The following is a 21,695-nucleotide window of genomic DNA, read 5'->3' as shown; positions in this document are numbered from 1 at the left end:
AGTAGATCGTGTCTCCCCGGGCCCGTTTTGTTGGAGTTGGCAGATGGCGTTTCGGTTTGACAGACGGGCATTTTTGAAAGCGGGTGCCTCAGCGTTGGGTGTGGCGGTACTTCTTGGCACGGCTAGTGGCCGGGCTATTGCTAAGGTGGCGGCGCGTGTTCGCCCGCTGCTCAGACCGCCAGGCGCGCTTCCCGAGAAGGAGTTTCTCAAGCGCTGCATCAGGTGCGCACGGTGCGCCGCCGTTTGCCCCAACACGGCCATCAGGATGTCGGGCCTCTCGTTCGGTATTCGGAACCTCAATACTCCGCGTATCGCTCCACGCGAGCAGGCCTGCATGCTCTGCATGAAGTGCACACAAGTTTGTCCCACGGGCGCGCTTGAGCCGATATCGGCTGACGATTATTCCGTTCAAACGCAGGTCAAGATGGGCCGCGCCGTTGTCGATAAGTCGATGTGCTATTCCTATCAGAAACGAACATGCGGCGTGTGTATCCGGGCTTGCCCGTTCCCAGGTGTCGCGATGATGACTGGTCTTTATGAGCAGCCCATCGTGACGGATGCTTGTGTGGGATGCGGACTCTGCGAGCGAGCGTGCATTCATATTCCCCAGGCCATACGCATCGTTCCGGTGGAGGCCTGAGATTATGCCCAGATGGCCGAGGCGAGTATTTCAGCTTGGGGCGATTGGGTTTCTTATCGCTGTCATCGCCTTGAACTACGGCGGGGTTCTCTATCAGCAGTATGGAAAAAACGCCTTCCATAGTATCTCGTTAATGGGCACACCTTTCGAGCAGGTGCTTTACCAAATATTCTCTGTTGTGGCTGTTTGGATTCCTGATCTCCCCTCAAGATCAAATGATATTGTCGGTGGGTTTGGCTCATTTTCTTTTTTTGGGATTAGTTTTCTTGACCCTGTAATCGCTGTTGAAACTTTTATGCGCTCTCGGGATGCATGGGCGACTCTTCTCGGAGCAAGCGTGTTGGTCCTGGTAATCGCAGTATTGCTGGGGCGGGTTTTCTGTGGGTGGATTTGCCCGATCAATACACTTCTTGAAGGGATTGATCTGCTTCGTAGCAGGCTTCTACCGCGACTGGGGCTGAAGACTTTGGATTGGGCTGCCCCCCGGTGGCTGAAATGGGTTCTTTTCCTGGGAGGAGTTTCAGTGTCGGTTGTGATGGATATTGCTCTTTGGGCGCAGCTTCTGCCCCACGTTCAAATTGGGCGTGATATTTTTTCGCTTATCTTCTTTGGAACTCTGACTGCCGGAGCTTCGGTACTCGCCGTGATTATCTTTGCAGAGCTTTTTTTGTCTCGCCGTATTTGGTGCCGATCACTTTGTCCGACAGGAGCCGTCCTCGGCTTCATTGGGGCCCTTGCGCCACTTCGGCTGAGAAAAGCGCTTCTGGCTTGCCGGACAGGCTGCACGGCCTGCACTGGGGCATGTCCGATGGCGCTAAATCCGGCTGAGCCCATAGCGCAGGCCGAGTGTCTCAACTGTGGTATTTGTTTATCCGTCTGTCCGGAGGAATTGCTAAGCCTTGCTCCAGTGCGGACAAAGCGAGGCGGCTACGAGGAAATTATTCCTGCGCTTAGGCGATTTACGTTTCTAATCGTGGGCGGGCTTATGGCGGTGTTCGCTACGTTGGCAGTTTCACCAGCGGCGGCCCATCACATGCGCTCTCAGCCGCACTATGGTTACGCAGAGAGCTATCCACAGATACCAACCAAAGAGACGCGAGCGCATATCGGCAACTATGACGTTGTCGTCGTCAGTTACTTCTTCGAGGGTTTGCGTAGGGAGCGCTCAGATACTCCCGACGATGTCCAGTTCTACATTGGCTTGATGAACGCGAAGACTCTCCAGAGTTATGCGGGGCCGCTTTCAATTGAACTCTGGAAAGGAGGCAAGCGGATCGTGAATTTCGAGCACGCAAAGCCCTTTGAGGAAGCGGCCTATCGAATTCGCCAGAAAGTTTCTGGGCCGGGGCGATATATACTTCGATTGGCGGTGGGGGATATACGAGGAGAGGTGGCAGTGGATGTTGAAGGGAAGTCCTCCTCATTTATCCCTTACGTGGTTTCCGTTGGTGCCGTTTTGTTGGCTACTCTGTTCTTTCTCAATCGCAGGCGGCGAATCAATTTCCGCAGGCCGGAAGAAACGCATGTGGCATCTGGTTCGTAAAACAACTCAGACGCTTGTTTTCCTTTCTCTGATCGTGGCGCCAGCCCTCGCACTTTATGACGTGGGGGTGCACACCCGTTCTCTTTACGGCCCTCCTGAATATTCGCTTAATTCTAGGCGAATCAGAGGCGGGGGCGCGGTTCCTACTTTTTTTATTAACGAGATGGAAGCCCTCATAGGGGAGAGGCCGAGAAGCGCCCAACCTCTTTCGGGGTACTTCGCCGGAAGCCCCTGGGCGATGAGCATTGGCGGTTATTTTGTTATTGATCCGTTGAACGCGCTAGGTGCATTAGTGGCTGGCGGCGGAGTGGGCAAAATTCTGCTGGCCGCATTGCCGTTTCTCGTACTGACGGCCCTGCTCGGGCGCGTGTTCTGCGGCTGGTTGTGCCCGGTTCATTTCCTTCTTGAGATGGGAGACAGTCTCCGCAGTCTACTTACCCGGTTCGGGGTGCCGGTTCGCAATTTTCGTCTAAAACGCACGATGAAGTACGCTGTTCTCGGGTTTGGTGTGGTGTCAACGCTTGGGCTCGGAGCGCAAATTTTCCCCCTGATTTATCCACCAGCAGTTCTTGGTAGGCAGTTATTCGAACTGATCTTTTTCGGCTCCCTCGGGGCGGGATTTTTATTTCTCATCGCATTGGCGCTTGCAGAAATTTTTCTCTCGAGGCGGCTCTGGTGCCGGTACCTTTGTCCGGGCGGTGGGCTTTACTCGCTGCTCGGCTACTTTCGGCGCGTTTCCATCCAGCGCAACAAGTCGGCCTGCGATGATTGCGGGGACTGCAACCAGGTCTGCGCGTTTGGACTCTCGCCGATGACGGACGCGACGGGCATTGAATGCACTTCATGCCTCGAATGCGTTCGAGTGTGCGCGGTAGATGCGCTGGTGTTTCGCTTTGAGCCGGAGCTTCGGAGGCGGGCTGGGAGCGAAGCGGCGGAGTCGTCCACGGAAAAGAGAGAGGCCGCCCGATGCCCTCTTTGAGAAAAAAAACGCCGAAGGGATCGAAGCAGGCTCGGCGTACTTTTTTGCGAAAAATCGGCTGGGTGGTGTCGGCGTTGGCCGTTGGCGGTGTCTCGTGGTTGATGCGTGCACGCGCTCACCAACCTTTGCGGAAAAAGCTGGCCGAGGAAAATCCTTTCGCCGTTTATGTGAGCGGCCCGCTCAGGCCACCCGGTGCGGTGGAGGAGGGCTTATTCAGAAAGCGTTGCACGGGTTGTTATCTTTGCGGCGAGGTTTGTCCGGTTAAGGCGATTCGATTTACTCAAAGCGTTGGGCTGGCTTCGGTGACACCAGTAATTTTTCCAGGCAAGCGTGGTTGTATACTTTGTATGCGTTGCACGAAGGTGTGCCCGACTGGAGCGATTGCGCCCCTCGATGAATCTCAGGCCGGTGAAGTTCGTATGGGAATCGCAATTCTCGACAAACGAACCTGCCTGCCTCATATTCACCGGGGACGCTGCGAGGCTTGTTTCACGATATGCCCTATGAAAGGAGAAGCTATCATTCAGCGGGGGCTACTCAAGCCTGAGGTGATTGCTGAGAAGTGTGTAGGTTGTGGGCTATGCGAGGAAGTGTGCCCGGTGCCCACCAAGGCGATTCATGTTCTGCCACCTAACACAGTAGAGCGGCCAGCACGTAAGCTTGCTTGATGGGGAATGATTGATGGCTATTTCACCTGATAAGCTAATTGATCGTAAGGCTTTTTTTAAAGAAGGACCGAGGGCACTGTTGCGTGCGTTTGCCGAGGGTGCAAGAGAGGAGCGCATCGTTGAACAAACCTCTGCCGTTCCTTACCTTCGCCCACCGGGCGCTGCGCTGGAGAATGAGTTTCTCGAATTATGTTGCGGCGTAGGTTCTTGTGCCGAGGTCTGCCCGGCCAATGCCATTAAACTTGTTCCTCGGAAAGATGACCCTGGCCGCTATACGCCGATTATTGAGCCGAGTGAGGCGGCCTGCGTTTTGTGCGATGAATTGGCGTGCATGGCAGCATGCCAGAGCGGTGCGCTCACTCAAATCCCTCGCCGGGAAATTCGAATCGGCCTGGCCCGTGTCGAAGCCAGTGCCTGCTGGTCTTGGGCCGGAATTGACCCGGGATGTAACTACTGTGCGGACCGCTGTCCAGTAGGCTCAGATGCGATTCGGATTGAAAAGTCAGCGTCTGGTCATGGTCCTGTAGTAACTGATAATTGCGTCGGTTGCGGTGTTTGTGAATATTTTTGTCCTGCCCATCCTGCTGCTATCCAGGTGATGAAAGTCGAAATATAGTTGGAGCAATAAACTAATGGCCTACCCCATATCAAGTCGTATCTGATAATAGCTTCGAAAAAAGGCACTTTTTTTCACGAGATCGATCAAATCTACAATTAAATACCCAGATACCTTAAAAATTGTTGACAGGCAGGTATTCAAAGCCAATTATATAAGAGTAAATAGTCTTAAAAGCCCTCCCGGGTTATTTGTGAGCATCGCCACTTCGGATAAGAAGAGTGATATCAAATGCTTATGCTATCTAAAACAACTGGCTACGCTGTTGCTGCGATGAGCTGTTTGGAAAGCCTGAGTGGCCGTTTGATTAGCGTTCGTGATGTCGCGAGTTGCACTGGAATTTCTAGATCTTACTTGTCGAAAATTATTCAAACACTTGCCGAGAAAAAACTAGTCAAGACCAAACGCGGTTACACGGGAGGTCTGTTGCTCGCCCGCCCGGCCGAGGAAATCACCTTGAGTGAAATAGTAGAGGCCGTCGAGGGAGCAGATTGGATTGGGAAATGCCTACTTGGCTGGGACCAGTGTGATGGAAGTTGTCCAATTCATGATTTTTGGAAAGAAGAGCGAGAGCGAATCGAGACTGAACTTCGAGCGAGAAAACTTTCTGAATTTATAGATTTTAGAGGATGCGTTCCCATGAAAGAGCAATTTTATCATCGTTCGTCATCTGAAATGACAGGAGGATTGAAATGAAGATGAAACGCAGGACATTTCTTAAAGGATCAGCGGGTGTCGCCGGAGGAGGAGCATTAGCTTCGCTCCTCACTGGGGGGCCGAAAACGCTGGTTGAGGGAGCGAGTGGTGCGGGCGCCGGGGTGAAGGAGGAGTGGGTGCCGACAACATGTTGGATAGGCAAGCAGGACTGCGGAATGCTCGCAAAAAAGGTGAATGGCCGTATTGTAAAGTTCAAGGGTAATCCTGACCATCCCAAGAATAAAGGGACGCTTTGCCCGAAGGGTGTCGCACAGATACAGGCGGTCTACGACCCCAACCGGGTGAAAACCCCCCTGATTAGAACCAACGGGAAAGGGGTTCCCGGGAAATTTCGAAAAGCTTCTTGGGACGAGGCCTTGACCCTTACCGGAAATAAAATCAAGGAAGTGCGCAAAAAAGATAAAAGGCTGCTCATCTGGCAAAAAGGTCGCAGCAAGGCCAAGAAGTTTTATGACACCGCTTTTGTAAAAGCGTCGGGAGCTACCAAGCTTCATCACGGGGCATATTGCTCAGATGCCGGCTACAGGGCCGCCGAATACACAACTGGTCTTCACGGTGTCCTCCATCCTGATTTTCGCCATTGTAACTACCTCTTGGCCTGGGGATGGAACGTCACAAATGCCGGGGGAAACAAAACCTGCTGGCTGACGTGGCCTCAGCAACTCACCAAGGCTAAAGAGCGCGGGATGAAAATGATTTCCATTGATCCGCGCTCGCGCCCGGCGGGCCATTTTGCCGATGAGTGGGTGCCCATCAAGCCGGGAACCGACATGGTGCTCGCCCTCGCGCTCTCAAATAGATTGATCGAGCGGGGCCATATCGACAAGGAATATCTCGTTAATCACACCAACTCTCCCTTCCTCGTGAAGGAAGATGGAAGATTCCTCATCGTGGACAAAAAGGAGCAGGTCTGGGACACGGTTGAGGGAAAACCCAAGGCGTTCGACGCCGAGGGTGTTAAGCCTGCTCTTGAAGGCGAGTTCGATGCCGGCGGCGTCAAGGTGAAAACAGGCTATCAGCTATACAAGGAGCATGCGGCCAAATCCACTCCCGAGTGGGCCGAGAAAATCTGCGAGGTTCCAGCGGCTAACATCCGCAAGATAGCCGACGACCTAGGTAAGAATGCTATGATTGGCAGCACCATTGTCGTGGATGGTGTGACGCTTCCCCATCGTCCTGTTTCTGTCATGGCCTACCACATGTGCCAGACCGAACTCGGCTTCCAGACCATCCGCTCGATGATGATGGTCTTCATGCTCCTGGGCGCCATCGAGGCGGTCGGCGGGGTGCGGACCGACTGGAAGTTCAAACCCCACAAGAACTGGAAAAAACTCGACAAGGCCAAGGTCAAGGACGGCCCTTACAACATTTACCTCAAGGACTCGAAGTTCTATCCGATCAACAGCAATCTCTCTGGCATCGTTGCCAAGGTGATGCTCGATCCCAAAAAGTATGAGGTGGACTACACCCCCGAGGTGCTGCTCATCCACATGGCGAATCCATTGGGGTCGTTCTGCTCAACACCCGATTTCATTGAGTCGTATAAAAAATTTAAGTTTGTCGCGATTATCGACCCCTTCCTCAATGAGACGGCAAGTTTGTTCGCCGATGTGGTTCTTCCGGCGGCCACCATTGAAAAATACGAAGGACCTATTGGCGCAACCGATCAGTACACCGATGCCATTACGTTGAGAGTTCCACCGATGAAACCGCTTTACGATAGCCGAGGTGATATTCAGATTTATATGGATCTGTGCGAGAAGGCGGGCATTCTCCACGGCAAGAAGGGCTATCTCGCCCAGGTCAACAAGGCGCTCAAAATCAAGGGCGACCACAAGCTGCCCCTGGACAGGAAGCCTACCGAGCGCGAAGTATTTGATCGCTGGGCGAAGTCGTCTGGGATTAAAGAGGGAGTTAGTTATTTCGAGAAACACGGTGTGCTCATCAAAGGTCCGGTCAAGGCCAAAAAATACTATGGCTATGCCCAGAATCCGCCGTTCAAGGGCATGCGTCACCGTCTCTACGGCGAATCGCTCCAACGGATTCAGGAAGACATGAAGGCCAAGGGGGCGAAGAAAATCTACTGGCAGGACTACACCGCGCTTCCGAACTGGCGCCCGCTCACCATGGATCTATCGCCCGCGAAGTACGACTTGACGCTCATCAGCTACAAGCTCATTGAGTTCAAACAGGCCCGATCAACCATGATTCCGCTCCTCAAGGAATTAGCCCCAGAGCAGCGGATTGACATCAATCCAAAGGTGGCCCAGGCGAAAGGGATCAAGGATGGCGATATGGTGTCGGTGGAATCCCACAATGCAGTGACTGGTGAGACGCGAAAGGTAGAAGCACGCGCCCAATATTGCGAGGGAATGCATCCCGGCACCGTAGGGATGCCGCACCACTACGGCAAGTGGGTTCATCCTTGGGGTCAAGGACATGGACCTAATTCCAATGAACTCTTTTTTACCGGGGAAGGCTATGTGTCTCACACCGCCGACCAGTCCTTCCAGGTGAAAGTCCAGGTATTCAAGGCTTGAGGAGGTAAAGCCCAATGGCACGTTTAGGAATGGTAATCAATTTGGACAAATGCACGGGGTGCCGAGCCTGCATGGTCGCGTGCAAGGTGGAAAACAACACTCCGCAAGGAAGTTTTTGGATGCATGTTTTTAGATTTGAGGAAGATGAGTATCCAAGAACAAAAACCTGGTTCATGCCGCGACCGTGCATGCACTGTGATAACGCCCCTTGCGTGAAAGTGTGCCCCGTCGGAGCGCGATTCAAACAAGAGAACGGTCTTGTGGCGACGGACAGCGACCGCTGCATCGGTTGCCGCTACTGCGAGGTAGCTTGTCCCTACGGCGTTAATAACTTCAACTGGCAGGATCCGACGAAAGGACAGTATCTCGATTGGAGAGGACCCGAAGCGCAAAAAGCCACCCAGGGAGCGAGTCCTCCGTACGCAAACCCCGATCTTCAGGCGGGATACGGGAAGGGGAAAAGAAAAATCGCCGGTGGCGGGCACTCGAAAGGTGTTATTGAAAAGTGCACCTTCTGTCCTCAGCTTGTGGAAAAGGGAAAGCTTCCCGCTTGTGCGGATGAGTGCCCAACGTTCGCGATTCAGTTCGGGGACTTGGATGATCTTATGAGTGATGTTTCCCGGACTCTCCAAAATAATGAAAATTTCCGGTTGCTCGAAGAGGCTGGAACCAAGCCTCGTGTGTACTACGTGGGTGGAACACCGCCGAACTCGAAAGTCAGGGAAATCGAAAAAGTGGATGCTAAAATAAAAGGGAGGGCCTAAATCATGGCTGCTAGAACGAGTAACGGCCTATCCTATGGCGTTGGTAGGTGGAGTGGAGGATCTGTGGCTTTTCTGGGTCTTTCTCTGATGTTTGTGCTCTTAGGAATTTACGCCTATTCACAACAGGCTATACATGGAGAGGTAGTCACCGGGCTTCGCAATATCGGGCTCATGGGAGGAGCGACCTGGGGGCTCTATGTGGCTTTTCTTGTCTATTTTATGGGTGTGAGTTTCGCGGGTATTACTATCTCGGCGATAGTTCGCCTCTTTGATCTGAAGGTGCTAAAGCCTATCACGCGAATAGCCGAGCTTATGACAATTATTGCGCTAATCCTCGGTGCCCTTACGATTATGTCAGACGTTGGTAAGCCTCTACGGGCGATTTTATATCTTCCGCTCTACGGGCGACCGATGTCCCCGTTCTTCGGAACATTCACCATCGTAATTTCGGGCTATTTTTTCGCGAGCTTGGTTTATTTCTATCTGAATGGCAGGAAGGATGCTGCTATTTGCGCCGAGCAGGCCACGGGCGCTCTTAAAGGGTTCTATCAGTTTTGGGCCGCGGGATATAAAGACACGCCGCTCGAGAGGCGGCGCCATGAGCAGTCAACCTTTTGGTTGGCGGTGGCTCTTCTACCCCTGCTGGTTGTGGCCACTTCGACCTTGGGGGCCGTGTTCGGACTCCAGGGCGGACGACCAGGCTGGCACAGTGCCCTTCAAGCGCCCGGGTTTGTCATCTTGGGCGGTGTATCGGGAATCGGGCATCTCATAATCCTGGCAGCATTGTTTCGCGTGTTTACCTCGGAAACAGACAAGATCAGCATGGAGGTATTCAAGTGGTTGGGAAATATCCTCATGGTGCTCATTCTTTTGTATACCTATTTTATGGTGGTAGAATGGCTCACCGTTTCTTATGCCTCCTCATCCCACGAGGGGAAGATATCCATGGCATTGCTTTCGGGTAGATACGCCGGGGTGTTCTGGCTGTCGGTGGTGGCGCTTCTCGTTCCTGCTGTTCTCCTTTTCACTCAGTTTGCACAGGGGAAATACACCATTGGTGTGGCGGTGCTCTCGGGTGTTTTGGTCAACGTCGCTGCAATCGGCAAACGGTATCTGATCGTCGTGCCGTCACAGACGCACGGAACGCTGCTGCCGTACGGGACAGGGCAGTACACCCCGAGTTGGGTTGAAGTGAGCGTCATTCTGGGCCTCCTCGGATTAGGGGCGTTTCTATACATTCTTTTCGTCAAGGTCTTTCCTATCATGGAAGTTGCTGATGCCGGGAAAGGGGAGATGTAATGCGAAAAATTTGGACACTCTCGTTAATCATCGTAGGATTTGCGCTTCAGGCGGTTAGTTATCTCTACTGGGCGGCTCCGCTTGGTACGCCCACGAACCCGTCTTTCAGTAATCCAGTAGTGCCATTCGCGGCGGGTTACTTTGTTTTGGGAGTGATGCTGGTCTTCATTTCAGCGGTGGTTTATGAGCTTATGCCGGAAGAGAAATAACTTGCCAGATCCTCGAGCCGATGATGAAGCATTACCGCTTGAGGATCTGGCCCTTCTGCGGCAGGGAGTTTACCGGTACCTCGCCGCTGCATTTCAATACCCCGACGAAGAATGGCTGGCGGCTTATCCTCCCATCGCAGAGGCATTGTCTGATGAAACTTCGTCATTGAAGTCTTTCGCCTTCTGGGGGGATTGGGAAGAATTCCTTTCGGCGATGAGTGAAGTAGGTGAGGCAGAGCGAGAGTCTCTCGGTGAAATATACACGAAGGATTTGATGATGGCGGACCCGGCGGAGGGATGCTCTCCTTGTGAGTCCTCGTGGGGTAAAAGAGAAGACATCGCTTTGTTGATGGGAGAGTTGGACGGGCTCTATGCTGAGGTCGGTTTAGTGGTTGATGGCTCTCTCCATCAGACGCCCGACCATGCCAGTGTACAACTCGAATTCCTCAGCGCCCTATGTGGTCTTGAGGCCGAGGCCTGGGCGCGAGAGGATTCGATTGTTGGAGCCAAAATTCTCCGCCGTCAAATTGATTTTCTTGAAAATCATACCGGTCGATGGATTTCTGCTTTCGCTGAAGGGCTCTTTAAGAGGCGAGGAAGAGAACTGTATGCCGTTGCGGCGAACGCCGTCGAGGTGTTTGTGGCCCACGAGAAAGACCTCATTGTTACTTTGCTCGGTAATTTCAAAGAGGAAGTGAAGTCATGATGATTTTTCTTTGCCGTGATTTGGAACACGCAGGAGAGGGGCTGGATCTCTCCGATCTCGCGGCAGGGCTAAAAAGACGACATCCCAAGGCCAAAGTTCGTCTCTCTCCGCTCTCATGTGATCATCCCGACCAGTGGCTTGAGGGTATCGCTCAAAGAGATGAGCGTTATATCCTCGGTGTATGTGATTCTTCTTTTCGTGACGTCGAATTTTATGCTCGACTTAGAAAATTAGGTGCCGATCCTTCGGCAGTAGAGATCGTCTTTCTGGGTGAGTTATGCACCCATCATAATCAACAGCCTAATGCGACATCCAGGGCAGGGCTTCTCATCGAGGCCGCCATCGCGAAACTTAACGCCCTGTCCCGAAGCCGCCCTGATAATGAAAAAATGATCGTGCCTTGGGAAGAGAAGCGAAGTAGACGCTCTCTGTTTACGCTTCCTCCTGTTCGCTACGAAATTGTTCCTTCAATCAAGGAATCTTTATGTGCTGCCGATGAAGGGTGTCGCGTTTGCTCCTCCGAGTGCCCGCACAAGGCGCTTTCAGTCGAAAACGGACAGATGATTTTGAGTAAGGGCAAGTGTACCGGTTGCGGAGCTTGCGTTTCGTTGTGCCCCCGAGGGGCGTTTGAATTCCCTGGAGCTTCATTATCGCAGTTTGAAGCGCAGGCCGGCGTTTTACTGGGTGGGGCGAATCTGCCTAGCGTCCAACATGGGATAATGTTCCTTTGTGGGGCACTTGCTACCCAACTGCACCAAGGCGGAGAAGGGAACGCTAATTTTCCGGCTGGCTGGCTCCCGGTTGAGGTGCCGTGCCTCGGCATGGTTACGCCCTCGTGGATTCTTCAAAGTCTAAGCCGAGGGGCCACAGCGGTGGGATTGCTCCCCTGCCGAGCGGATGAGTGTAAGTACGGAGATAGGGAGGGACTCGAAGGGCGGGTCGATTATTGTCGAACTCTGATGAAAAAAATAGGGTTGTCCGAAGATTCTGTTCGGCTCTTTGGGCTTGAAGAACTCGAGGACTTTGTCCCCTCCAACGGGGATATTTTGGTTGCCTCAACAAACGGAACAAATGGCACATCGGCGTCTCTCGCCAATATTGATTTTTCACCCGCAGGGAATGGTAAAGCTTGTCTCAAAATGGCGGCCCAGCAAAATTTCTCGCCAGAAATGGTGCTCACTCATACTCATTCTCCAAATGGGGTCATCGAAGTTCTAGACGGTTGCACGCTATGTGGCGCATGTGTCAACGCCTGCCCTGCTGATGCTTTGAAACTTGAACCGGACGAGACAGGGATTTCCCTCAAATTTAGTTCGCTATCATGTGTAGCCTGTGCAGGGTGTCTTAATGTTTGCCCTGAAAACATTATGGCGCTTGAAAAAAAGACGGATTTCATGGCGCTGACTCAGGAAAGCAAACTTCTTTTCAGGGATACCGCACCGCGATGCGAAAATTGTGGCGAGCCGGTTGCTCCCAAGGCCATGCTGGATCGAATTGGCGGTATTCTTGAAGATCATCCCGCACTTAGTGCCTTGAGCAAATATTGTCTTGATTGCCGAAAGACAATGTTTTAACTCTTTCCTGGAATATTTCAGCCACCAGAAATAGGAAATAGTAGTAGGTATGAATAATTAGCGGGTATATACGTTCTGCCTTAGTAATTTAGTTAGGAGAAGGCAGAGTTATTATTTTTCCTGTCTTTGCGGATTCTTCGATGGCAAGTGTGACGGCCAGTGTCTGGCGCCCCTCTTGAGCAGTTGTGTGAACGCAAGGAGAGCCGGTCGCCAGGTGGTCGAGCCAGGAGCGTGTTTCGTTTGCGATGGGTCCCCAAAATTCCCCCATGGCCCAGTCGCCAGATGAGTTGCTCTGCATAAAGAGCAAGTTCACGCTGTGATCAGGAACATAAGCGTGTGGCACGCCTTTATCTGTGAACAATAAACTATCCTTGTTGTCTATATCCAGAAGGATGGCCCCATCCTCTCCAAGAATCTCGAAGCGAGCGCTTTGCCCGTAGGTGGGATATTTCGCGGGAAGAGCGCAACACACACCGAGGTTTACGACAGTGCCATCCTCGAAAGTAATGATGGACCATGTAACGTCGTCGGCAGAGTAGCCCCATGACTTAAAAATTTTCGCGTTCCCCCTGGCGAACACCTCTACCGGGCGGATGCCTTCTAAAAACCAACATGCCATGTCCACATAGTAGGTAAGAACGTCGGTGACTGGCGTTGCGGTTGGTGAGCGCTTAAGTGGCTCGGCGATTTGTGCCCTTGAGGAATAAATGCGCGAATTGATTCCCAGGATCTGACCAAGGCGTCCTTGGGCGACCTGCTCCCGGGCCAGCATCCAGCGGCGGTCATGGCGCCTGGAGTATCCGATCCGAAGCTCGACCCCAGTTCTTTCCACCGCTTCTACGACCTTGTCTGCATCCTCCAAGGTCAGTGTTAAGGGTTTTTCAACAAAAACGGGCTTGCCCAATTCCAGGGCCTGAATGATGGATTCGGCATGATCGTGCTCAGGCGTTGATACGATGACGGTGTCCACCTCGGGATGCGAGATGATTTCGTAGTTGTCTCCCGAGGAGAGATGTGCCGCGACACTTTCGGCGAGCAAATCTGCGCGCTCAGGTTCTTTATCCGAAATAGCGAGAAATCGAACCGATGGGTGGCGTGAGGCCATATTGGCGCGAAGCGTTCCGATGCGGCCCGATCCGATTACGGCGACCCCGATTTCTTTCTTTTCCATGTTTCATGCCCTCCTGTGCAATAACATCAAACTTGGCGGTACCCTTCAGGGGAAAGGAATTAAAACAACACAACCGTAAAGAAGGTCCGTCTCGGTGTATCTATAAATCTGGACGAATCAACAAGCCATTTAGAGTTGCGTCATATCGATCCATGAGCCGTCACTGACACTGCGCTGGCAGGCTTCTACGAGTTGGACATCACGAATGCCAGCGGAAAAATCGGCATAGAATGGCGCATCGGACACAACGTGGTTGATAAAGGCTTCCCATCCGAAACGATAGGGGTTTTTGTAAGGCTCAGCATCCGGCACTTCTTGCCATTGACCATTATAATCTACGGAATTTTTCATGGTGTCTTCGTCACGGCCCATTCTAAAACCTAAGAGTGTAGGCGTGTCACTTGCCGCCTGTTTCCAGCATCGGCGTATACCGGCAACAGCGGAGCCATTGGTGCCATCAATCTGAAAGGTGACCAGGTCATCGCGCCGCACTCGTGTTGACCAAGAGCTGAGTATCGTACCACGTGCGCCATTTTTCATTTCTAAAAGCGTGTGTACGTTATCTTCGACGTCAACGTTAAATGGCTTGCCTGTCTCATCGGCGCGTTTGGTTTGCCCGGTCCAAGATGTTGCGGCAACTCTTTCTATCGGCCCGAGGATACCTTCGATGATGTAGCGCCAATGCGGGTGCATGTCCGAGATTAATCCGCCCCCGCCCGTTTTTTGATAGTTCCAACTTGGTCGTTGCGAGTCGGCCCCAATACCATCGAACACCCACCACCCAAATTCGATGTGGAATCCAAGAATGCGGCCTAAAAATCCACTATCAACAAGATTTTGAAGTTTATGGAATCCTGGAACAAATAATTTATCTTCGACCACACCGTGTTTCAGGCCATTGGCCTCAGCAGCTTTAAGGAGAGATAGCCCATCATCAACCGACGGTGCGAGCGGTTTTTCAGTATAAATATGTTTGCCAGCCGCAATCGCCCTTTTGAGCAAATCAAGTCTCAGGTGGGTGGCCGCCGCATCAAAGAATATCGGGTAAGAGGGGTTGTTTAATGCGGCATCCAGATCGGTCGTCCATTCGACACCTCCGATTTCTGATGCAAGTGCAGCCAGCCGCTCTGAATTTCGACCTACTAAAAGCAGGTTTGGCATAATTGTATCATTGCCGATAACAAGACCGCCTTCGGCGCGAATTGGTACTAGCGTGTTATGTAAATGTTGGGTTGAGCAAATACCGCCTGTTGCACCATGCAGAATGATACCAAGTTCATGCGTTGCCATTTATCTTTCCTTGTTCAAGAAGTTCGATGTGAGTATTTTCGGTTTGTTAAGACACAATAGCTTTGTCGCCAACTAGGAGCAACTTCCAAGCATATTTCGAACAAATTCATATGTAATTCTATAAATATCGAAATGCCAAGAGGTGTTTTTTCTATGCGCATGGGATATTTGGCGAATTTGAAATCTATTGAAACTCATGAATAATAATTTTCGTTGGGTGCTGGGTATTGCGGCCCTCCTCTCTCAAGGATAAGCTGAATAAACTCTAGCGATGGATCCCATAGAATCCGGTTATCTCTACGACTCGAATTTTTCTCGATAGGGAATTCGAGAGTACATAGGAGGTAGGAGCGTGAGTACCTATGCAGACGAATTACTTGAAGGTTCGATAGATCTCCACGCCCATATTTTCCCGCAGCTTTTTGTCGATGAGCCTGGACGTGTCCTAGATCATGAATGGACAAAATCTGCCCGAGATTGCGGGATGCGCGGTTTTGCGATGAAAAGCCATTTATGGCCTACCATGGCTCAAGCCCGGATTCTTAATTCAGTGTATCCGGGAGTTACCGCCTTTGGGAGTATTGTGCTGAATTCGAATATAGGCGGTTTGTCTCCTTTCGCGGCTGAGAGTGCTGTCAGTCTAGGAGCTCACATCATTTGGATGCCTACTTATTCGTCGGCGCATGACATCAAATCCGGTGGCTATAACACGCGTATTGCTGCCACCTACAAACAAAAAATTCCTGGTGAGGGCATCGTGGCGTTTCGGGAAGGCGAAAAAATCCTTCCCGAGATTGATGCGATTCTTGAAATCGCTCGTGATGCTGACGTAATTGTGGCCACCGGGCATTTTTCTCCCGAGGAGAGCGTTATCCTCGCCCGGAGAGCCAAGAAAATCGGTGTGAAAAAATTTGTGTTTACTCATGCACTAACTCCATTTATTGATGCTAGCGATGCTCAAATGCTCGAAGTGGCCGATCTGGGCTACATTATTGAATTCGCATGGGCTCCAGTCATGCCCCTGGCCCATGGTCTTGCGCCGAGTAGAATTTTCGAGGCCATCCGCAAGATTGGACCCGAGCGGTGTATCTTGAGTTCGGATGCGCAGATGGACTGGAATCCCAAGCCGCCGGAAATGATGCGGATGTTTATTGCCTCCATGATGCGGCTAGGATTGGACGCAGAGGAAATTGTTCCAATGGTCCAGCGGAATCCGGCTCGTTTGGTGGGGCTTGAGGGCTGATTTTGAAATGCGTATTTCCTGGGGAATGAGATCAGCTAAGTTCGGATAACCTTATTAAATTGTATTCTTGTATATATGCAGATGTTTGGTTTTTTGAGTTTCAATTCATATGAAATGATTTTTGAGATGGGAGAATAGATATGACGGATCAGATTAAATCTGAAATCCGGGACGGTATGCTAATAGAATGGGATGTTCCCATTATGATGGACGACGGCGTGGTTCTTCGAGCCGATGTGTATAGGCCCATTGAAGAAGGCAAATATCCCGTAATTATGAATCACGGGACATACGGCAAGTGGCTTCATCTTGAGGATGCCTACCCGTTGCAGTGGAAGAGCATGGTGGAGAATCATCCAGACGTTCCCGCTGGCTCGACTAACAAGTACCAGACGTGGGAAGCGGTAGATCCCGAGAAGTGGGTTCCTGACGGTTATATTTGCGTGCGCGTGGATTCCCGTGGTTCCGGTCGCTCGCCGGGTTATTTGCACCCATGGTCGCCTCGTGAAATTAAAGATTATCATGATTGTATCGAGTGGGCGGCGATCCAGTCTTGGTGTAACAACAAGGTTGGGCTTTGCGGAATTTCATATTACGCCATGAACCAGTGGCAGGTGGCGGGTTTACAGCCTCCGCATTTGACGGCGATGTGTGCCTGGGAGGGAGCGGCCGATTTCTACCGCGACATGTCTTTTCACGGAGGGCTCTACAACACTTGGCTTGATTCCTGGTTTGAGAACAGCGCAATGCCCAGGCAGCATGGTCTTGGCTCGAATGGCTACCGAAGTCGAGTCAACGGCGATTTGGTTTCTGGCCCGGAGACGTTATCGGAAGAAGAATTGGGAAGTAATCGTTCCGACTTCGCGGGAGAATTTTTCTCACATCCCATGGAAGGCGAGTTCTGGAAAGAGCGTAGCGGGAATTTGTCCAAAATCGAAGTTCCCTTTTTCTCGGCGGGCAATTGGGGCGGACATGGACTTCATCTGCGCGGGAATGTCGAAGGGTTTATGCGCGCCTCATCTAAGGAAAAGTGGCTAGAGATTCATGGTCTTGAGCACTGGACCCATTTTTATACCGACTACGGCGTAAATCTTCAAAAGAAATTTTTTGGCCACTTTCTTAAAGGCGAGGATACGGGTTGGAAGGATCAGCCACCCGTTCAACTCCAGGTTCGACATGTTGATGAAACGTTTGTCGAGCGGGCCGAGAATGAGTGGCCACTCGCACGAACCCAGTGGACGAAATTTTATCTTCACCCTGAAGATCACAGCCTTCGCCCAGAGCCCAGTTCTGTAGCGGAAAATGTCACCTATGAAGCGCTTGGCGATGGGGTCACTTTTCTCACCGCTCCGTTTGAGGAGGAGACCGAATTTACCGGGCCCTCGGCAGCGAAGCTTTTCGTATCTTCTGAAACCGAAGACGCTGATATGTTCCTTGTCGTTCGCTTGTTCACTGGTGATATGAAGGAGGTGGTTTTCCAGGGTGCACTTGATCCCCATACACCTATCGCGCATGGCTGGCTCCGTGCCTCTCATCGTAAACTTGATCCTGAGCTTAGCTTGCCGTATCGGCCTTATCATACTCATGATGAAAAACAACCACTCACCCCGGACAAGGTTTACGATCTCGATGTTGAGGTACTACCCACCTGCATTGTGGTGCCCAAAGGCTATCGCATAGGGCTCTCCGTACGGGGGAATGACTACGTTTATCCAGGCGGAGGCGCTCAAGGACCTCAGTCCCTGGGTAAAATGGCATTCACTGGTGTTGGTCCCTACCATCACAATGATTCGAGGGAGCGCCCTGTTTCTATTTTCGGTGGCCGTGTATCGCTTCACTTTGCACTTGATCGGCAGGCGCATATCCTGCTTCCTGTAATTCCATCTAAGTGAAATATGTGAATGGAGGTATCAAATGATTTATGAAATGCGAACTTACAAGATGAAAATCGGCAAAGCGGCGGAATTTATGGATAATTTCGAACCTCTTTTTGAAAGAAGGCAGAAGATATCGCGTTTGCTCGGGATGTTTACTGCGGATATTGGGGATCTGAACAGAGTCATGCACATCTGGGAATTCGAGGATGCCAAACATCGCGACGAAGTGCGCGCGGAGGCTATGAGCCAATCTTGGTGGCCACCTAAAAGCGCAAGTATCATTTTAGAGCAGAGCAATAAGCTGTTGGTTGCACCTCCATTTCGATCGGAGCCCCGGCTAGGAGAAAATGGAGGGGTTTATGAAGTTCGCACCTATGGCGTGGAAACGGGAAAGATGAATGATGTCATTAGCCGTTGGACGGAGCACCTTCCTGAGCGGGAGACTGTTTCTCCGCTTGCCGCGTGTTTTACGTCTGAGTTCGGCACCTTGAATGAATTTATACATATTTGGGCCTATAAAGACTTACTTCATCGGGCAGAGGTTCGTGAGGCGACTAAGAAACTTGCCAATTGGCCTCCAGGCTCCGGCCCTGTTTTGACTTCTCAAAATTCAGAAATATGGATTCCAGCATCTTTCTCGTTGATGCATTAATAACCTTATTCTTTTTGAGGTGAAGCAGACGTGATAATCGACCCGCACGCACATATTATTCCTGAAAGTTTTGTCGAAAACATCCGAAAAAAAAGATTCGGTAAGGCTGTAACAATTCAAAAAGGCAAGCCATGGGATGTTGTGGTGGCACGAGGAAAGAAGGGAGGCAAGGAATTTGCCTTGAAGTTTCCTCTTCGAGAAGATTTGACGAATATCGATGTCCGGTTTAAGGGGATGAAAAAACAAGGTGTTGATCTTCAGATTCTCTCGGTAGTTCCCGGGATGACCTACTATTCCCTTCCCGTCGGCTTGAATAAAGAGATCTCCTCTGCCATCAACGAATCTTTGCTTGGCCTCACAAAAGAATATCCAGATAAATTTCGCTGTATGGCGCAATTGCCCATGCAGGATCCACAGGCAGCGGCAAAAGAGCTTGCTCAGGCGGTTAAGACGGGCCATCTCGGCGCACAAATCGGAACAAACGTGGCGGGTAGAAATCTCGATGATCGAAAACTAGATGTCGTTTGGCGCAAAGCGGTAAAGCTCGATGTTCCTCTTTTTATTCATCCTGCGGGAGATAGGGCAACGGGCGAGCGATTGAAGGATTATTACCTGGATAATTTTATTGGCAATCCTCTTGAGACCACCATTTGCGCATCGAGTCTTATCTTTGGCGGTGTGTTTGATCGTTTCGCGAAGATTAAGTTTTTGCTTTCGCACACAGGAGGATTTACGCCATGGATTCGAGGCCGCTGGCAACATGGTTATGGTGAGCGCACAGAGCCTAAAGTGAATCGTGCCAAATCTCCAAATCATTACATTAAGAAATTTTACTACGACACAATCATTCACGATGCCGATGCCTTCGAGTATGCATATAAAGTTTTAGGGGCCAACCGGATTGTCTACGGGACTGACTATCCCTTTGACATGGGTGATTTGGGAAAGGCGGCAAAGATTCCCGGAATGTCTCGAATTTCGCGTAAAGATCAAAAAAAGATTTTGACGGATAACGCCAAGAAACTTTATAAGCTGAAGATTTGACGCTTATAAAAATTTAAGCGTTCAGTTTTGTTAAAACTGATTTAGAGGACAGCGCAGGCCAGACGGTTTGGCCTGCGCTTGTGCTGTAACTATTGATGCGTCATTGGCGATTGGTTTTCTGGATCCGAGTCGATTTGCGATGAGGAATTCGGCAAAGAACCGCTAGATGAGATTTGGTTCTCGCCTTCATTTCCCCCACACGACCGCAAAAGCACCCACTACGGAGACGGCACCTCCTAAGGCGATACGCCAAGTGACGACTTCTTGTTTTTGCACGAAGAACCAGGAGAGGAAGATTACAATAAGAACCGACAGGCGGTTGATAGGAATTACCTGAACGATTTCGCCTCTTTGAATAGCGGACCAGAAGAAGATTGTGGCAACGAAGTTGACCATCGTTCCGAGGAAGATGATGAGCATACCTCGAGGGTCCCAGCGCTTGGTGGCACCTTTTTTGGTGAAGGGCATTATGGCGGCCATTAGCAAAGCCCCCGAGCCGGTAGATATGGCAACCCCAATTGGGATTGAGGGGAGCAAGACAATGCCATATTTTCGGAAAACGAATGTCAAAGAAAAAAGAAAAGACGCGAACACGGGAATGAAGTAATACAAGAGGGGCGCACGAATCTTTTCAGCCTTTCGATCATAGAGAAGTAAGATTGCGCCACACATAATGGCTAGGGTGCCGATGGCAATCCCTATTGTCATTTGTTCCCCGAGGAAAAAAATACCCTGTAGAGAAGACCAAATCAGGACTGTTTGTACCATCACCTGATTTCGTGAAAGACCTATTAGGTTCACACCCAGAAGGCTTAAGTAACGCCCCCCTGCATTTCCAAACACGCCAACAAGGGCAAACCAGAGTAGGGCGGCCAAAGGCCATGCTTTTGCCCCTTCCCCGATTAGATAGAGCCCAACCGCGAAGATAGCCGTGAAGATATTCAGCATCAAAGCCGTGATGGCGGGGCTCAGTCGAGTCAAGGCCAGACGGTACATCATCTGGGCAATCGCTACGAATATCGCGGCGATGAAGGAAACGAGGTTGGGATGTAGAGATTCGAGCAATGAGAGCCATCCAATCGAGAAAGAAAATTAGTAATTAATGAAAAGCCCACTTGAAAACACTAAGATACAGGGTCAAAATCTCCATATCTTGTGAATGTGGAATCGTTGGGAAATCCTGAAATTGAAGGTGCTAGTCATGTCGGTCTCGAATCCTTGGCGGGGTCTGTTTCCCGCCACAGTTCTTCCATGTCGCGAAGATTTTAGTATAGACGAGGAAGATCTCCGCATCCTAATCCGTTTCCTGATGGGGGTTCGCGGGGTCTCGGGGCTTGCCTGCAACGGCCACGCCGGGGACGCGTGGGCTCTCACGCGTGAGGAGCGTGACCTGGTGACACAGATTCACGTGGAGGAGGCGGGCGGGCAGATACTAGTCATCGCCGGGGTGTCCGGGCTCTGTACCCGCGATTATGTCGAACAGATGGGGGACGCAAAGGCCTCTGGTGCGGCGGCGGTGCTTGTCCTGCCACCTCCGTTGTTTCGAGGTGTTAGTAATCGGGGTCCCGATGAACCGGTCGCATTCATTCGCTCCCTAGCGGAGGCAGTTGATATCCCCATCGTTTTATTCCAGCACATGATCGGCCAAGGGAACAATTATAGTGCGGAGACCATGGCCCGGCTCGCCGAAATAGAGGCCGTAGTGGCGGTGAAAGACGCTGTGGGAGATTATCGACTCTACGAGAAAGATCTTATCGCTCTGCTTGGAGCTAAGCGGCGAATCTCGATCTTGAATTCCTCGGATGTGTTGCTCTTCCCTTGTGGCGCATTGGGGCACAACGATGGTTCTCTCATCAGCTTGGGTACCTTAATGCCGCACTGGATGGTGGAGTTGATCGAAGCCTTCTGGCGCGACGACCTATCTGCTGCGCGTGCGGTTAATGACCGAGTCCATCCTGTGGTGAACATGTTCTATAACACCCCTGGAGTGAACAACGCCGCGTTCATAAAGGAGGCGCTCCATATGCTGGGTGTTCTCTCCCGGCCCTGTGTCATCAGGCCGCCGCACAGGACGTTTGACGAACGAGATCGCGCAGCCATTCGAAGTGTACTGGATGAGTCTGGGCTCACTGAGTTCTACAAGACGATTTGATATAGTGGGGT

The 21,695-nt window shown here is 51.3% G+C and carries 20 protein-coding genes; 17 read left to right on the top strand and 3 right to left on the bottom strand.

Translation table 11 applies throughout. The features are described 5' to 3' along the window. The first annotated feature begins 43 nt into the window (after positions 1-43). The 12 genes from HOJ95_15035 (at position 44) to HOJ95_14980 (ending at position 12,255) form a co-directional block, all read left to right on the top strand. The gene (locus HOJ95_15035; GenBank protein ID MBT6396012.1) at positions 44-640 is read left to right on the top strand and encodes a 4Fe-4S binding protein; all 597 of its coding nucleotides are present in this window, start codon (positions 44-46) and stop codon (positions 638-640) included. A gap of 4 nt (positions 641-644) precedes the next feature. Then, entirely contained in the window at positions 645-2,183 is a 1,539-nt protein-coding gene (locus HOJ95_15030) for a 4Fe-4S binding protein (protein MBT6396011.1), read from the top strand. After that, positions 2,164-3,162, top strand: coding sequence for a 4Fe-4S binding protein (locus tag HOJ95_15025; GenBank protein MBT6396010.1), 999 nt, complete (start codon positions 2,164-2,166; stop codon positions 3,160-3,162). The genes HOJ95_15030 and HOJ95_15025 overlap by 20 nt, the downstream gene beginning before the upstream one ends. After that, the gene (locus HOJ95_15020) at positions 3,150-3,830 is read left to right on the top strand and encodes a 4Fe-4S dicluster domain-containing protein (protein ID MBT6396009.1); all 681 of its coding nucleotides are present in this window, start codon (positions 3,150-3,152) and stop codon (positions 3,828-3,830) included. The genes HOJ95_15025 and HOJ95_15020 overlap by 13 nt, the downstream gene beginning before the upstream one ends. A gap of 13 nt (positions 3,831-3,843) precedes the next feature. Further along, positions 3,844-4,446: a 4Fe-4S dicluster domain-containing protein gene (locus HOJ95_15015; protein ID MBT6396008.1), complete on the top strand. Its 603-nt coding sequence runs from the start codon at positions 3,844-3,846 to the stop codon at positions 4,444-4,446. Between the two features lie 231 nt (positions 4,447-4,677). Next, positions 4,678-5,142 (top strand): Rrf2 family transcriptional regulator, encoded by a 465-nt coding sequence (locus tag HOJ95_15010; GenBank protein ID MBT6396007.1) that lies wholly within the window; start codon positions 4,678-4,680, stop codon positions 5,140-5,142. After that, positions 5,139-7,703 (top strand): molybdopterin-dependent oxidoreductase, encoded by a 2,565-nt coding sequence (locus tag HOJ95_15005; GenBank protein ID MBT6396006.1) that lies wholly within the window; start codon positions 5,139-5,141, stop codon positions 7,701-7,703. The genes HOJ95_15010 and HOJ95_15005 overlap by 4 nt, the downstream gene beginning before the upstream one ends. A gap of 14 nt (positions 7,704-7,717) precedes the next feature. Further along, positions 7,718-8,467, top strand: coding sequence for a 4Fe-4S dicluster domain-containing protein (locus HOJ95_15000; protein MBT6396005.1), 750 nt, complete (start codon positions 7,718-7,720; stop codon positions 8,465-8,467). A 3-nt stretch (positions 8,468-8,470) separates the two neighbouring features. Beyond that, positions 8,471-9,766, top strand: coding sequence for a polysulfide reductase NrfD (gene nrfD, locus HOJ95_14995; protein MBT6396004.1), 1,296 nt, complete (start codon positions 8,471-8,473; stop codon positions 9,764-9,766). Next, positions 9,766-9,975, top strand: coding sequence for a hypothetical protein (locus HOJ95_14990; protein MBT6396003.1), 210 nt, complete (start codon positions 9,766-9,768; stop codon positions 9,973-9,975). Before nrfD ends, HOJ95_14990 begins: the two co-directional genes overlap by 1 nt. Position 9,976: 1 nt before the next feature. After that, a complete protein-coding gene (locus tag HOJ95_14985) occupies positions 9,977-10,681 on the top strand; it encodes a molecular chaperone TorD family protein (protein MBT6396002.1) in 705 nt (234 codons plus the stop codon). Beyond that, a complete protein-coding gene (locus HOJ95_14980) occupies positions 10,678-12,255 on the top strand; it encodes a 4Fe-4S binding protein (protein ID MBT6396001.1) in 1,578 nt (525 codons plus the stop codon). The genes HOJ95_14985 and HOJ95_14980 overlap by 4 nt, the downstream gene beginning before the upstream one ends. A gap of 88 nt (positions 12,256-12,343) precedes the next feature. Here the strand turns inward: HOJ95_14980 and HOJ95_14975 are convergent, their stop codons facing one another. Together HOJ95_14975 and HOJ95_14970 are read right to left on the bottom strand one after the other, a co-directional pair. Further along, a complete protein-coding gene (locus HOJ95_14975; GenBank protein ID MBT6396000.1) occupies positions 12,344-13,426 on the bottom strand; it encodes a Gfo/Idh/MocA family oxidoreductase in 1,083 nt (360 codons plus the stop codon). 129 nt (positions 13,427-13,555) lie between these two features. Beyond that, complete coding sequence (locus HOJ95_14970; protein MBT6395999.1) at positions 13,556-14,716, bottom strand: Gfo/Idh/MocA family oxidoreductase; 1,161 nt, start codon at positions 14,714-14,716, stop codon at positions 13,556-13,558. Between the two features lie 352 nt (positions 14,717-15,068). Here HOJ95_14970 and HOJ95_14965 point away from each other — a divergent pair, with 352 nt between their 5' ends. The 4 genes from HOJ95_14965 to HOJ95_14950 all read left to right on the top strand — a co-directional run bounded on the left by HOJ95_14965 (position 15,069) and on the right by HOJ95_14950 (position 19,532). Continuing rightward, positions 15,069-15,959 (top strand): hypothetical protein, encoded by an 891-nt coding sequence (locus HOJ95_14965; protein MBT6395998.1) that lies wholly within the window; start codon positions 15,069-15,071, stop codon positions 15,957-15,959. A 176-nt stretch (positions 15,960-16,135) separates the two neighbouring features. Beyond that, positions 16,136-17,851, top strand: a complete 1,716-nt coding sequence (locus HOJ95_14960; GenBank protein ID MBT6395997.1) for a CocE/NonD family hydrolase — start codon at positions 16,136-16,138, stop codon at positions 17,849-17,851. A 22-nt stretch (positions 17,852-17,873) separates the two neighbouring features. Beyond that, positions 17,874-18,488 carry an NIPSNAP family protein gene (locus HOJ95_14955; GenBank protein MBT6395996.1) on the top strand — a complete coding sequence of 205 codons (615 nt, stop codon included), beginning with the start codon at positions 17,874-17,876 and terminating at the stop codon, positions 18,486-18,488. Between the two features lie 30 nt (positions 18,489-18,518). Continuing rightward, positions 18,519-19,532, top strand: a complete 1,014-nt coding sequence (locus HOJ95_14950) for an amidohydrolase family protein (GenBank protein ID MBT6395995.1) — start codon at positions 18,519-18,521, stop codon at positions 19,530-19,532. Between the two features lie 186 nt (positions 19,533-19,718). On the opposite strand, the gene HOJ95_14945 is transcribed toward HOJ95_14950, so the two are convergent. Beyond that, positions 19,719-20,597 (bottom strand): DMT family transporter, encoded by an 879-nt coding sequence (locus tag HOJ95_14945; GenBank protein ID MBT6395994.1) that lies wholly within the window; start codon positions 20,595-20,597, stop codon positions 19,719-19,721. 121 nt (positions 20,598-20,718) lie between these two features. On the opposite strand from HOJ95_14945, the gene HOJ95_14940 reads away from it, so the two are divergent. Next, positions 20,719-21,684: a dihydrodipicolinate synthase family protein gene (locus HOJ95_14940; GenBank protein MBT6395993.1), complete on the top strand. Its 966-nt coding sequence runs from the start codon at positions 20,719-20,721 to the stop codon at positions 21,682-21,684. The last annotated feature ends 11 nt before the right edge of the window (positions 21,685-21,695 follow it).

It is taken from the genome of Nitrospinaceae bacterium, assembly GCA_018669005.1.
Taxonomy (GTDB): Bacteria; UBA8248; UBA8248; order UBA8248; family UBA8248; genus UBA8248.
This window is presented reverse-complemented; position numbering and strand designations above follow the sequence as displayed.